Below are 13,393 nucleotides of genomic sequence, written 5' to 3' on the forward strand. Positions count from 1 at the left end.
CTCCGTGAATGTTCTCCCGTAATCGGGACGACACCACGAGAGCGGAACAGCCAGGCGGAATAAGCCCGGCCGTTCACAGCGTCCTCGCTGTGTTTGTTTCAAAGGAACCTCGCCCCAACCGAATAAATCCGGCCGGAGACGGGGTATCAACTAATCTGGCGTTGATTTTTGGCACGCTGTTGAGTTCTCAAGGAACGGACGCTTCCTTCGTACTCACCCTCACGGGCTTTCCTTCGGGCGCTTCCCTTCGGTGCTCCAAACTCTATCAGTGTTTTTCCGTCTCTCTGACCACCCTCCTGCGGGCATGCAGAAGGTGACCCCGAGATAGGATCTGACAAGTATGGGTGCTGCTGAGCAAGGACGCTTGGTCGCGTCGCTCGGCCTCAAGCAGGAGTACGACTGTACACGGGGCTGTGAAGCGGGTGCAAATCGATTAGGCTGGTGGTCTAGACCACTAACCGGTACCTTCGTGCGGAACCGGCACTTCATATGACATACCCTGCTGCACAGTGTGCCGTCCGTGACTGGCAGTGACGGCCCATATGCAACTCCACTCCTGGGAGGCTTCCCATGACCACCGTGACGTCCCCGATCGCAGGACGCGCCATCGGACTGGCAGCTGTGCCGGATCCGGTCTTCTCCGGGGCCATGGTCGGCCCGGGTACTGCGATCGACCCCGTGCGTGAGCCCTCCGAGGCCCTTGCTCCCGTGGACGGAGTGATCGTCTCTCTCCACCCGCACGCCTTCGTCGTCGTCGACGAACAGGGACACGGCGTACTCACCCACCTCGGTATCGACACCGTGCAGCTCAACGGCGAGGGCTTCGAGTTGCTCGTGAACAAGGGCGACACCGTGACGCGTGGTCAGAGCGTGGTGCGCTGGAACCCGGCCGCCGTGGAGGCCGCCGGGAAGTCCGCGGTGTGCCCGATCGTGGCGCTCGAGGCCACCGCCGAGGCTCTCTCCGATCTTCGTGACGACGGCGATGTGAAGGCCGGCGACAGTCTCTTCGTCTGGAAGTGACGTCAGTGCCGTCGTATGACGGCGAGTAGGACAACCACCGCGGCGGCGGGACCCGCCGCACTATCGGAGACGGGTGAGATGGAGACAACGCTGCGAGGCGTCGGCGTGAGCCACGGTGTGGCGATCGGCGAGGTTCGGCACATGGGAACGGCGGTGCTGGAGCCGCCTGCCAAGCAGATTCCGGCGGAGGACGCGGAGCGTGAGCAGGGGCGCGCCCGCATGGCCGTGGAGGCTGTGGCGGCCGATCTTATGGCGCGTGGCAATCTGGCGGGGGGCGAAGCCCAAGCAGTGCTCGAGGCGCAGGCCATGATGGCCCAGGACCCCGAGCTGATGGCGGATGTCGAACGGCGTATCGCCGTCGGAAGCACAGCCGAGCGCGCTGTGTACGACGCGTTCGCCGCATACCGCGCCCTCTTGGCCGGTGCCGGTGAGTACCTCGCCGGTCGTGTGGCGGACCTGGATGACGTGCGGAATCGTATCGTCGCCCGGCTTCTCGGGGTGCCGATGCCTGGCGTCCCGGACAGCGACGAGCCGTACGTACTTATTGCACGTGACCTTGCGCCTGCCGACACCGCGCTGCTCGATCCGACCCTGGTCCTGGGTTTTGTCACTGAAGAGGGCGGGCCGACCAGCCACAGCGCGATTCTGGCGCGGGCGCTCGGAGTTCCCGCCGTGGTCGCGCTGCCGGGTGCCGGTGAGCTGGCCGAAGGCACGATGATCGCCGTGGACGGCAGCACCGGCGAGATCTTCGTCAATCCGAGTGAGGAGAAGAAGGCACAGCTGGAGGCCCAGGCTGCTGAGCGCAAGGCAGCGCTGGCCGCCTCGACCGGGCCGGGTGCCACCTCCGACGGACACAAGGTGCCGCTGCTGGCCAACGTCGGTGGTCCGGCGGACGTGCCGGCCGCCGTCGAGGCCGGAGCCGAGGGCGTCGGTCTGTTCCGTACCGAGTTCCTCTTCCTGGACGACAGCAAGAACGCGCCGTCCGAGGAGAAGCAGGTCGAGGCATACCGGCAGGTGCTCGAGGCGTTCCCCGAGGGCCGTGTCGTCGTGCGTGTGCTGGACGCGGGTGCGGACAAGCCACTGGACTTCCTCACGCCGGCCGACGAGCCGAACCCGGCTCTGGGGGTCCGCGGTCTGCGGACACTGCTCGACCACCCCGAGGTGCTGCGCACCCAACTGACCGCGCTCGCGAAGGCGTCCGAGGGTCTGCCGGTCTACCTCGAGGTCATGGCACCGATGGTCGCGGACCGCGCCGATGCCAAGGCGTTCGCGGACGCGTGCCGTGAGGCCGGGCTGCAGGCGAAGTTCGGCGCGATGGTCGAGATTCCGTCGGCCGCGCTGCGGGCTCGGTCGATCCTGCAGGAGGTCGAGTTCCTGTCGCTGGGGACCAACGACCTCGCGCAGTACACGTTCGCTGCCGACCGCCAGGTGGGCGCGGTGTCCCGTCTGCAGGATCCGTGGCAGCCCGCGCTGCTCGACCTTGTCGCATTGTCCGCGGAGGCGGCGAAGGCCGAGGGCAAGAGCTGTGGTGTGTGTGGTGAGGCCGCGTCCGACCCGCTGCTCGCATGTGTGCTGACCGGTCTGGGTGTCACCTCCCTCTCCATGGGTGCGGCGTCGATTCCGTATGTCCGGGCGACGCTGGGCAAGTACACGCTGGCCCAGTGTGAACGTGCCGCTGCGGCGGCCCGGGCTGCGGACAGCGCCGAGGAGGCGCGCAACGCGGCTCAGGCGGTGCTGTCCGGCGAGTAGTCGGACCGGGGCAGGTGTCGGCAGGTCTGCTTGCCGCCGTTCTTAGGGGCGCTTCACTCGCGAGTGGAGCGCCCCTTGCGCTGTCAGTGGTGGTGGCCCGGTGTCGGTCCTTCCTCTCCGAGGTCGGGCGGTGCGCAGTAGTCGACGTCCGATTCCGGGGAGATCAGGTCTCCCGATTCGATGTCGGTGCAGTAGGCATCGAACACCTCACCGGCGGTGAGAGGCGCGAGCCCTTCTCCGCGGAGGCGCCAGCCGTAGACGCGGTCGGTGGTTCCGGGGGTGCTGGTGCGCATGACGAGTCCGCCTGGGCTCCGGGTGGCGATGCCGAGGGCCAGGACCGTGGTGAACTCGAGGGCTTCGGCCTCGTCGAGTTGGATGGCGCAGTCGTCGTCCTCGTCGGCGTGGAGGACGGAGACGAGGGTCTCCGAGGTTGCCGAGACGCTGCAGACGAGGTGCCGGTTGCCAGGCCCTGAGGCGTCGAGGATGCGTACGAGGAGGCCGGAGGCGCGGGTGAATGCTGCGCGGCCGATGTCCTCGCCGCAGGAGGCGCAGGCGCCGAGGCGGGCCAGGAGCGTGGACGCGTACTCCCAGGTGGCCTGCCGGACGGCTTCGTCGACGAGGGTGGGGACGAGGTCCGCCAGGGGCTGGCCGTCGTAGGGGACGGTGGGTCCGGTGGTGGCCAGTTCGGCGGTGAACCGGGTGCGGCTCGACGGGACGTCGGGGTCGAGGCCTGCGTCCGCGCAGAATTCCGCGTACTCGTCTGGATCGAAGAGTGCGACCGTGGTGTGACTGCCTTGGGAGGCGCGTGTCTTGAGGAGGGCTTCCACCTGCTGCAGATAGGTCTCGTGGCTGTCGAAGGTGAAGCTGCGGTAGCGCTGCATGGCGCTGAAGTCGTGCTCGTCGGTCAGCAGGCCGATGGTGCCGGCGATTTCGCGGCGCAGAACGCGTCGCATGGTCCGGTGGTCGGTGTGCGCCACTGTTCCCCCTGAGTGCAGTCGATCATTGCTCACTCACAGTAATCGGGGGCACTGACAACGGCGTCGGAGCGAGGCGATCCCGGACCAGTCGGTGCTGGATCAGGCAGGTCAGGGCGATGAGGGCGCCGAAGCAGGTCCAGCCGGCCGGGCCGATGGTGACGGCCGCGGTGACGGCGAGTGGTCCCACGCTGCGTTGGGCGGACTGGGCCAGGCCGTGGACGCCGAGGTAGGCGCCCTGCCCGGTGTCGGGGGCCAGGGCGACGGAGAGCTCCCAGGAGACGGTGGCATGGAGCATCTCGGCCAGGGTGAATGCGACGGCCGCGACGGTGAGGAGCGGGATCGCGGTGGCAGTGCCGCCGGTGGCCGAGAAGGCCATGGCGATACCGCCCAGGGCGAAGGCGGCTGACAGCGGAGCGAGCAGCTTGCGCGCGGCCGTCGTCGTGGTCGCGAAACGAGCCAGGGGGACCTGCAGGGCCACCACCATCACGTTGTTGAGGACCAGCAGCAGGGGTGCGAGGCCATGCGGTGCGCTTGTCGCGTGTGCGATCCAGAGGGGTAGACCGACCTTGAACACGGCGTCGTCGAGGAAGAGAACGGTTTCGGTGGCGACGTAGGCGAGATAGGTGCGGTCGCGCCAGGGGTTTGTGTGCGGCGGCTTGGTCGTGGGTGTTGGGGTCTTCGACGTGGCGACGGTGTGCGAGGCGGACGGGGGTTCGCCGCAGCGCAGCGTGAGGAGTGCCGAGGCGATGAAGGACAGGGCGTCTCCGGCCAGCAGCCATTGGTAAGCGGCGGCAGTGCCGAGGGCGAGTGCCGCCGCGGCGGCGAGACCGCCCAGGGCCCAGCCCGCGTTGGCCACAGTGCGGTGGACGGCCTGATAGCGGACGCGGTCCGGTCCTGCCACGCGAGTGGCATAAAGCCTGGTGAGGACGCTCGCCGCGCGGTCTCCGAGGCTGCCGACAGCCGAGAACGCGAGGAGCAGGGTGTAGTCGTTCGTGGTGAGCAGTGCCAAGGAGGCGACGGCACGCAGAAGTTGGACGGCGATCAGGACACGGGTGAGCGGGAATCGGTCGGCGAGGCGGCCGCCCAGGGGTGCGCCGGCGATGCGCGGGCGCAGAATCCGTACGGCGGCTGCTTCTCCGTGGCACGCCGGGACGCGCTCGTGGAAGTGCTTCGGGGTGAGCCCGATGTGCTGGTCGTCGAGAACGACCACGCGTCCGCCGTTGCCGCCGTGCCGCTGCACACGCTGACGAGCGGTGGGCTGACGCGCTGGGTGCACGTGCGGACTGTGAGCAAGTTCCTCGGCACCGACCTGCGGTGGGCGACGGCGGCGTGTGATGCAACGACGTTGGCCCGCCACGACGGCCGGTTGCTACTGACGTCGGGTTGGGTCAGTCATCTGCTCCAGGACATCGTCCACGGGCTGCTGACCGACGACGGCACGCGCGCGTTGGTGGCGCGCGCAGGAGACGTACGCGCTGCGCCGTGGCGCTCTTCTCGACGAACTGGGCGAACGTGGTGTCCGGGCGCACGGAGCGAGCGGGATGAACCTGTGGGTGCCCGTGCAGGACGAGTCGGCCGTGGTGAACGGGCTGCGTTCGTACGGCTGGTGGGTCGCGGCGGGCGCCCGCTTCCGGTCGTCGTCGGCAGCGGGGGTGCGGATCTCCGTCGCCGAGCTCGAGACTGCCGACGCGGTGCGGTTGGCCTCGGACTTCGCTGCCGTGCTCGGTGAGTCCGAGGCCACCTACGGTGGTTGACCTGCCCGGTCAGGCGCGCTTGCGGGCGAGGTCCTCGTAGAAGTGCAGCAGGTCCAGGTTGTCGATCGAGCCGGGGTTGACCGCCTTCTCCAGTGAAGTGCCCTGGAGGAGGCGCTTGACCGGGACCTCGATGCGCTTTCCGGTGAGCGTGTGCGGGATGCCGGGGACCTCGATGATCTCGTCCGGAACATGGCGTGGTGAGAGCTGTTCGCGGATGGTCTGCTTGATGCGGTTCAGGAGGGCCTCGTCCAGGGCGGCCCCGGGGGCCAGGTGCACGAAGAGGGGCATCCAGTAGCCGCCGTCGGGCTGTTCGATGCCGATCACCAGGGATTCCCTGATCTCGGGCAGGCGCTCGACGGCCTCGTAGATGTCCGCCGAACCCATGCGCACGCCCTGCCGGTTGAGCGTGGAGTCGGAGCGGCCGTGGATGACGACGGAGCCGCGGGAGGTGAGGGTGATCCAGTCGCCGTGGCGCCATACGCCGGGGTAGGTATCGAAGTAGCTGTCGTGGTAGCGGCTGCCGTCGGGGTCGTTCCAGAAGTGGATCGGCATCGACGGCATGGGGTTGGTGACGACGAGCTCGCCGACCTCGTCGACCAGGGGCTTGCCGCTCGGGTCCCAGGACTGCAGGTCGGTGCCGAGGCCGGGTGCCTGGAGTTCACCGATGTACACCGGGAGGGTCGGTACGGCTCCTGCGAAGCAGGAGCACACGTCCGTGCCGCCGCTGACGGACGCGATCCACAGATCGTCGCGGACCTCGTCGTGCAGCCAGCGGAATCCGTCGGGCGGGAGCGGTGAGCCGGTGGTTGCGACGCACTGCACCTTGGAGAGGTCGAAGTCGCGCGCGGGGTGTACGCCTGCCTTGCGGCATGCCATGACGTACGCCGCCGAGGTGCCGTAGAGGGTGGCGCCGGTGCGTTCGGCGATGCGCCACTGGGCGCCTGTGTCCGGGTAGCCGGGGCTGCCGTCGTAGAGCACGATCGTCGTCCCGGTGAGGAGGCCGGAGACGAGGAAGTTCCACATCATCCAGCCGGTCGACGTGTACCAGAAGAAACGGTCCTCGGGGCCGAGGTCGCAGTGCAGACCGAGTTGCTTGAGGTGTTCGACCAGGATGCCGCCCTGGGACTGGACGATGGCCTTCGGGAGGCCGGTCGTGCCCGAGGAGTAGAGCACCCACAGCGGGTGGTCGAAGGGGACCCGCTCGAAGACGGGCTCGGTGTCGGCGCTGGTCAGGGACGACCAGTCCAGGGCGCCTTCGGGAGCTTCGGTGCCGAGGAGGGGGATGTGGACGACGGCTCGCAGCGTGGGCAGTTCGCGGCGCAGTTCGGCGACGATGTCGCGGCGGTCGTGCTCCTTGCCGCCGTAGCGGTAGCCGTCGACGGTGAACAGGACGACCGGTTCGACCTGCTGGAAGCGGTCCAGGACACTGCGGGCACCGAAGTCGGGAGCACAGGACGTCCAGACGCCGCCCACGGCGGCCGTGGCGAGGAGGGCGACGACAGCCTGCGGGATGTTCGGGAGATAGCCGCTGACGCGGTCGCCGGGGCGTACACCGAGGGCGCGCAGCTCGGCCGCCAGGGAGCCCACCTGGCGGCGTAGCTCGGACCAGGTCACCGGGCGCGGTTCGTGGGTCTCGTCGACGTACAGGAGGGCCGGTTCGTCCGGGCGGGTCGCGGCCGCGCGCAGAGCGTGTTCGGCGTAGTTCAGGGTCGCCCCGGGGAACCACTCGGCGCCCGGCATCGAGCGGTCGCCGAGCACGCGCGCGTAGGGTGTCGAAAACCGTACGTCGAACCACTCGGCGACGGCCTTCCAGAAGGTGTCCAGTGCCTCGACGGACCAGCGGTGCAGTGCCGCGTAGCCGCCCTCGGCCGGGGCTCCGTGGCGCTCGGCCGCCCAGGCCTGGAACTTCGTCAGCTGCGCCTGGGCGATACGTTCCGGATCTGGTTGCCAGAGCGGCTGGGGGTTCACGGTCGACATGGGGCGGCTCCCGGACTGTGCGCGTCGTGTGCGTCGGTCGCGCACGTGCTGGGGTGTGCGCGTGACGCGGCTGACACGGACGATGCCATGTGATCGACTTCTACACCAGGGTGCGCCCCACATAGTCGGTGTCGTGAAGATGTGGTCTCGGCACGGGTGAACGGCAGTTGAACGGCACGCGTGTGTGGGGCGGTCAATGGCAGGGTGAGCAGCATGGACGGTCGTGACCTGGTGCGTTCGGTGAGGGTGGTCGGTTCTGCGGGGGCGGCCCAGAGGTTGCGTACCGTGAGGGCGGCGTGGCGCAGGAGGCGTGCGGATGCTTCCGCGCTGCCGCCGAGGAGGGCCGAGCGGGCGCGGGTGCCCGGGCCCGTGCAGGAGGTGGAGCCCGGTCCGGGTGGTGGCATCGTCCGGTTCAGCCGCTCGGAGCTGCGGATCGTCGTTGCCGTGAACGGGGCGGTCTTCTGGGGCTGGGACGGGGCCGAGCCCGAGCCGTCGTACGCGTTCGCGGGCCGCTGCCCGGAGCCCGATCCGCGGGCGGTTCTGGAGCCGGACAAGGACGGCGGCTGGCGGGTCGTGGCGGAGCGGGTGACGGTCGTCGTCTCGCGGCACGGGGCGGTCGAGGTGCGTACGCCCGGAGGTGTGACCCTGCGGCGTGATCTGCCGCCCCGCTGGTGGGAGCCGGTCGGCGGCGGCGCCGCGCGCTGGATGCAGCGCTCGGAGGTGTCCGCGGACGCGCGGTTCTTCGGTCTGGGGGGACGGGCGTCGGGCCCACGGCTGCGCGAGGGGACGTACCGCCTGTGGAACACGGACCCCGGCCGCGCCTTCGGGCCCGGCGACGATCCGCTGTACATCACGATGCCGGTGCAGCTGGTGGTGGCCGACGCCGGCACGCATCTGGTGTTCCACGACACCTCGTGGGACGGCACGGTGACGCTGCGGGAGGGCGAGGAGGGCGCCGGTTCCGGACACGACCGGACAGGGACGTCCGAGCTGCGCATGGACGGCGGTCCACTGCGCTGCTGGGTAATGGTGGGCACCCCCGCGCGCGTGCTGCTCGCCTGGGCGTCGCTGACGGGTGCGCCGGCGCTGCCGCCCGCCTGGGCGCTGGGCCATCACCACGCGCGCTGGGGCTTCGGCAGCGAGCAGGAGGTGCGGCGGATCGTCTCCGGCTATCAGGAGCGCGGGCTGCCGCTGGACGCCGTGCATCTGGACATCGACCACTACGACGAGCACCAGGTGTTCACCGTCGACCACGAGCACTTCCCCAAGCTGCCCGTACTGGCCGAGGAACTGCGGCGGGACGGAATCCGGCTGGTGTCGATCGTCGACCCGGCGGTCAAGGCCGCCGAGGGCAACGCCGTCTACGACAGCGGCACGGCCGAGGATGCGTTCGTACGGAACGCCTCGGGGCGTGTGGTGCGCGGGGTCGTGTGGCCCGGGGAGGCGGTCTTCCCGGACTTCACGCACGCGCGCGTGCGTGCGTGGTGGGGAGGTCTGTACAAGGAGCGGCTCGCGCAGGGGTTCGCGGGTTTCTGGCACGACATGAACGAACCCACCTCGTTCGCCGCGTTCGGAGAGTCGACGCTGCCGCGCTCGGCCAGGCACTCCCTGGAAGGACGGGGCGGGGACCACCGGGAGGCGCACAACGTCTACGCCCTGTCCATGGCCAGGGCGGCCTACGAGGGGCTGCGCGAACTGGCGCCCCAGGAGCGGCCGTTCGTCTTCTCGCGTTCCGGGTGGGCCGGTATGCAGCGCTACGGGGGGACGTGGTCCGGTGATGTGGCCACCGGCTGGCCCGGGCTGCGGGCCTCGCTGTCGCTGGTGATGGGGCTGGGGCTGTGCGGGGTGCCGTACTCGGGTCCGGACGTGGGCGGCTTCGACGGCAGTCCGTCGCCCGAGCTGTATCTGCGCTGGGTCCAACTGGGCGCGTACCTGCCGCTGTTCCGCACGCACGCGAGTCTGCGGGCAGGGCGCAGGGAGCCCTGGGAGTTCGGCCCCGAGGTGCTGGAGCACGCGCGCGTGGCGCTCGTCGAACGCCGGCGGCTGCTGCCGTACTTCATGACGCTGGCGCATCTGGCCCGGCGCACGGGAGCGCCCTATGTGCGGCCCCTGTGGTGGGGCACGCCAGAGGACCGTGCACTGCGGGACTGCGAGGACGCCTTCCTGCTGGGCGACTGCCTGCTGGTGGCGCCGGTGCTCGATCCGGGCACGGACCGGCGTGCTGTGCAGCTGCCCCGGGGGCGCTGGTACGACACGGTGACGGAGAAGGTGTACGAGGGGCCGGGGCAGGTGCTCGTCGACGCTCCCTTGTCGCGGATTCCGGTGCTCGCGCGCGCGGGTGCCGTCGTCCCCGTGCGCGGGGACGACGGCGGTCTGGAGCTGGAGGTGTGGGCGCCCGCCCGAGGACGGAGCGGCGTCGGACTGGTGGTGCAGGACTCGGGGGACGGTTGGGACGAGCCGGAACTCGAGCGCTACGTCGCCCGTTGGAAGGGACGGCGACTGGTGGTCAAGCGGGAGGGCGAGGGCGGCTCGGGCAAGCCGCCCTACCCGGTGCGGGTGCGGGGAGTCGAGCAGGGCTGACTCAGAGGTACCGGCCCTCGAACCAGGCCCGCACGGCCAGCGTGTGCAGGGGGAAGGCGAGCTCCTCCGACCTGCGTAGGAGGTGCCAGCCTTCCGTCTCGTCCGTGGCGGCGGACTGGGGGAGCCCCTCGGCCGGGCGCTCCGGGAGGAGCCCGAACAGCAGCAGATGTCCGTCGGGGGAGCTCATGGCGTCGACGAGCCGCACATCGCGGCTCGCCGAGTCGATGCCGGTCTCTTCCTTGAGCTCGCGGACCACGGCCTGCCGCCAGTCCTCACGGTCGTCTATGAAGCCGCCGGGCAGGGCGATACCCCCGCGCGCGGGGGCGATGGTTCGGGTGATGACGACCAGGGCGGTGCCCTTCGTGTCGTACACGGGCTGGAGCGCGATCGCGACCGGAAGCGGATTGCGGTAGGCCACGGCGCGGCACTCCGGACAGGTGCGGGGCCAGCCGGAGACGCCCTCTCCGTAGGGCGCTCCGCAGCTCGAACAATGCGAGTCGGGCGCGGAGTTGGGGGCGGAGGCATGAGTTTCGGACACGAAGCGGAATGTATCCGATCACGTGGAGGGCGTCTCCTCGAGGCGGCTCAGTGGCCGTTCGTGAGCGACTTCCAGGACACCGGGAAGTCGAAGTAGGTGTCCGGGTAGGGCTCGGGCTTGAACGTGTAGTGCCACCACTCCTCGGCCAGGTTCACGAATCCGAGACCCTCCAGGGTGCTCTTGAGCAGCAGCCGGTTGGCGCGCTGTTCGCCCTGGATGCGCGGGTCGAGGGTGTGGGCCAGGGTGTCGAAGCAGTCGAAGCCGGTGCCCATGTCGACGGAGTTGTCGGGGAAGCGCTCGTCCTTGGGTGCGTAGCAGGGCACGAGGGGTTCGCCGGGGTGGTACGGCCGGGTCGGCCTCGCGGGGAGCTTCACGATGGTGAGATCCATGGTGGAGCCTCGGCTGTGGCCGGATTTCTCCGCGATGTAACCGTCCTCGAACAGCCGGGTCTTGTCGACGTTCGGGTAGAACTCGCCCTTCATCGCCTGGTCGTCGAGGTCCTCGGCCCACCGGACGAAGTGGTTCACGGCGCGTTGCGGCCGGTAGCAGTCGTACACCTTGAGCGTGTAGCCCTTGCGCAGCAGCTTCGTCTGGGCCTTGTGGAGTGCTTCGGCGGCCGGCCGGGTGAGGATGCACAGCGGCTGCTGGTAGCCGTCGATGCGTTCGCCGACGAAGTTGTGCACCGTGAAGTAGCGCATCTCCTGGATGATCGTCGGGTCCACGGTTCTCAGGGCCACGAAGTCGCTGGGTGCCTTGGGCTCGGTGTTCGCCCGGGCAGTGGCAGACGTGGCGGTCACGGCCAGCAGGGCGGCGAGTGCGGTGATCAGACCGCGAACTGCACTGGTGAGTCGTGTCATGTGTCCTGCATCTATCAGGTCCCTGTTCCGCACGGGAAGCGATCGGATGCAGTTCACCCCGGATGCGACCAAGGGACGGCCGGAACCACCCCCGTGGGCCCCGGCCGTCCCTTACGTAACGACGACGCAGCAAGGACCTGTTCGGTTCGGCGGGACGCCCTGCCCATTTCCGGATGCCCGTGGCAGACTTCTGACGTCCCGTCAGATTCCGTAGTGGGGAGGGGTTGTGTCACGTACGCGCAGGCCTGTGGTCGACAGGTGGTTCGCCGGCGGCGAGGACGGCTTCAGGCTCCTCGGCACGCGCTGTGCTGCGTGCACCTCGGTCTTCTTTCCTCGCGAGGACACGCACTGCCGCAACCCCGGGTGTCCGGGCGGTGATCTGGAAGAGGTGCCGCTCTCACCTCGCGGGCGGGTCTGGTCGTACACGGACAGCCGCTATCGGCCTCCGTCACCGTATGTGACCGATCCGGAACTTCCGTGGGAGCCGTACACGTTGATCGCTGTGGAGCTCGAGGCCGAGCGGATCGTGGTGCTGGGGCAGGCGGCTCCCGGGGTCACCGTCGCCGATCTGACGGTGGGCATGGAGGTGGAGGTCGCCCCGGGCGTGCTCCACGAGGACGCGGAGACGACCTGGACGACCTGGCATTGGCGGCCTGCGGGGGTGAGGGCATGACGGGTGAGGTGGCGGTGCTCGGCGCGGGCATGCACCCGTGGGGCAAGTGGGGGCGCAGTTTCGTCGAGTACGGCGCGGTGGCGGCCCGCGCGGCGCTCGCCGACGCCGCGCTGGAGTGGCGGGACATCGGCTCGGTCGTCGGCGCGGACACCGTGCGTGGCGGCTATCCGGGGTATGTGGCCGGTGCGACCTTCGCGAAGGCCCTGGGCTGGCAGGGGGCCCGGGTGGCGAGCGTGTACGCGGCGTGTGCGTCGGGGGCGCAGGCCGTCAACACCGCTCGGGCACAGATCCTTTCGGGACTGGCGGACGTCGTCCTCGTGGTGGGCGCCGACGCGGCGCCCAAGGGCTTCTTCCGGCCCGCGGGCGGCGACCGGCCCGACGATCCGGACTGGCTGCGCTTCCGGGTTCTCGGGGCGACCAATCCGACGTACTTCGGGCTGTACGCGCGCCGTCGCATGGCCGTGCACGGGGACACCCCGGAGGACTTCGCACAGGTCAAGGTGAAGAACTCGGCCCAGGGCGCGCTCAATCCGAACGCGCGCTACCGCAAGCGGGTCACCCCCGAGGAGGTCGCCGCCTCCGCCGTGGTCGCCGATCCGCTGCGACTGCTCGACATCTGCGCGACGTCCGACGGAGGTGCGGCACTGGTGCTCTCCAGCCTGGAGTTCGCGCGCAGGCACGGCGCCCCGGAGCCGGTGCGGATCCGGGCGGTGTCCACCGTGACACCGCGCTACCCCAACACGGTGCTGGATCTGCCGGACATCGCGACGGACTCCGCAGTGGCGGTGGAGCCGGCCGCCGAGTCGTTCCGGGCGTCGATCGCGCGGGCTGCCTACGAGGAGGCGGGCGTTGGGCCCGAGGATCTCTCCTTCGCCGAGGTCTACGACCTGTCCACGGCACTGGAGTTGCAGTGGTACGAGGATCTGGGCCTGTGCGGGGAGGGAGAGGGAGCGAAGCTGCTGCGGGAGGGCGCCACGACCCTGGGCGGGCGAATACCGGTGAACGTGAGCGGCGGGCTGGCCTCTTTCGGGGAGGCGGTTCCGGCCCAGGCGATCGCCCAAGTCTGCGAGCTGACCTGGCAGTTGAGGCAGGTGGCGGGTGACCGGCAGGTCGCGGGCGCGCGGGTGGGGATCACGGCGAACCAGGGGCTGTTCGGGCACGGGTCGGCGGTCATCGCGGTGCGGTGAGGAGCGGGCCGTCGTCGCAGCCGGGCACATCCGGCCGCGCGGCCCTCTCGTCGCCGACCGGAGCAAGCCCTTTCTCGTACG

General features: G+C 69.8%; 11 protein-coding genes. 6 read left to right on the forward strand and 5 right to left on the reverse strand.

The features are described 5' to 3' along the window. Positions 1-570 precede the first annotated feature (570 nt). Together ACFY1L_RS16940 and ptsP are read left to right on the forward strand one after the other, a co-directional pair. Complete coding sequence (locus tag ACFY1L_RS16940) at positions 571-1,020, forward strand: PTS glucose transporter subunit IIA (protein ID WP_388824039.1); 450 nt, start codon at positions 571-573, stop codon at positions 1,018-1,020. A 78-nt stretch (positions 1,021-1,098) separates the two neighbouring features. Further along, the gene (gene ptsP, locus ACFY1L_RS16945; protein WP_388824041.1) at positions 1,099-2,769 is read left to right on the forward strand and encodes a phosphoenolpyruvate--protein phosphotransferase; all 1,671 of its coding nucleotides are present in this window, start codon (positions 1,099-1,101) and stop codon (positions 2,767-2,769) included. An 83-nt stretch (positions 2,770-2,852) separates the two neighbouring features. Here ptsP and ACFY1L_RS16950 read toward each other — a convergent pair whose 3' ends face one another. Beyond that, positions 2,853-3,746, reverse strand: coding sequence for a hypothetical protein (locus ACFY1L_RS16950; protein ID WP_388824043.1), 894 nt, complete (start codon positions 3,744-3,746; stop codon positions 2,853-2,855). A gap of 22 nt (positions 3,747-3,768) precedes the next feature. After that, positions 3,769-5,022, reverse strand: coding sequence for an MFS transporter (locus ACFY1L_RS16955; RefSeq protein ID WP_388824045.1), 1,254 nt, complete (start codon positions 5,020-5,022; stop codon positions 3,769-3,771). A 265-nt stretch (positions 5,023-5,287) separates the two neighbouring features. Between ACFY1L_RS16955 and ACFY1L_RS16960 the strand changes: the two genes are divergently transcribed. Continuing rightward, the gene (locus tag ACFY1L_RS16960; protein WP_388824047.1) at positions 5,288-5,500 is read left to right on the forward strand and encodes a hypothetical protein; all 213 of its coding nucleotides are present in this window, start codon (positions 5,288-5,290) and stop codon (positions 5,498-5,500) included. Between the two features lie 9 nt (positions 5,501-5,509). On the opposite strand, the gene ACFY1L_RS16965 is transcribed toward ACFY1L_RS16960, so the two are convergent. After that, positions 5,510-7,477: an acetoacetate--CoA ligase gene (locus ACFY1L_RS16965; RefSeq protein WP_388824049.1), complete on the reverse strand. Its 1,968-nt coding sequence runs from the start codon at positions 7,475-7,477 to the stop codon at positions 5,510-5,512. A 213-nt stretch (positions 7,478-7,690) separates the two neighbouring features. Between ACFY1L_RS16965 and ACFY1L_RS16970 the strand changes: the two genes are divergently transcribed. Beyond that, a complete protein-coding gene (locus ACFY1L_RS16970; RefSeq protein ID WP_388824051.1) occupies positions 7,691-10,057 on the forward strand; it encodes a TIM-barrel domain-containing protein in 2,367 nt (788 codons plus the stop codon). A gap of 1 nt (position 10,058) precedes the next feature. On the opposite strand, the gene ACFY1L_RS16975 is transcribed toward ACFY1L_RS16970, so the two are convergent. Then, entirely contained in the window at positions 10,059-10,595 is a 537-nt protein-coding gene (locus tag ACFY1L_RS16975) for an NUDIX domain-containing protein (RefSeq protein WP_388824053.1), read from the reverse strand. A 47-nt stretch (positions 10,596-10,642) separates the two neighbouring features. Next, positions 10,643-11,452 carry a M15 family metallopeptidase gene (locus ACFY1L_RS16980; RefSeq protein ID WP_388824055.1) on the reverse strand — a complete coding sequence of 270 codons (810 nt, stop codon included), beginning with the start codon at positions 11,450-11,452 and terminating at the stop codon, positions 10,643-10,645. Positions 11,453-11,699: 247 nt separating this feature from the next. On the opposite strand from ACFY1L_RS16980, the gene ACFY1L_RS16985 reads away from it, so the two are divergent. Together ACFY1L_RS16985 and ACFY1L_RS16990 are read left to right on the forward strand one after the other, a co-directional pair. Continuing rightward, on the forward strand, positions 11,700-12,125 hold the full coding sequence (locus tag ACFY1L_RS16985) for a Zn-ribbon domain-containing OB-fold protein (RefSeq protein ID WP_388824057.1): 426 nt from the start codon (positions 11,700-11,702) through the stop codon (positions 12,123-12,125). Then, complete coding sequence (locus tag ACFY1L_RS16990) at positions 12,122-13,312, forward strand: lipid-transfer protein (RefSeq protein WP_388824059.1); 1,191 nt, start codon at positions 12,122-12,124, stop codon at positions 13,310-13,312. The genes ACFY1L_RS16985 and ACFY1L_RS16990 overlap by 4 nt, the downstream gene beginning before the upstream one ends. Positions 13,313-13,393 lie beyond the last annotated feature (81 nt).

Origin of the sequence: Streptomyces sp. NPDC001663 (assembly GCF_042893105.1) — a bacterium.
Classification (GTDB): domain Bacteria; phylum Actinomycetota; class Actinomycetes; order Streptomycetales; family Streptomycetaceae; genus Streptomyces.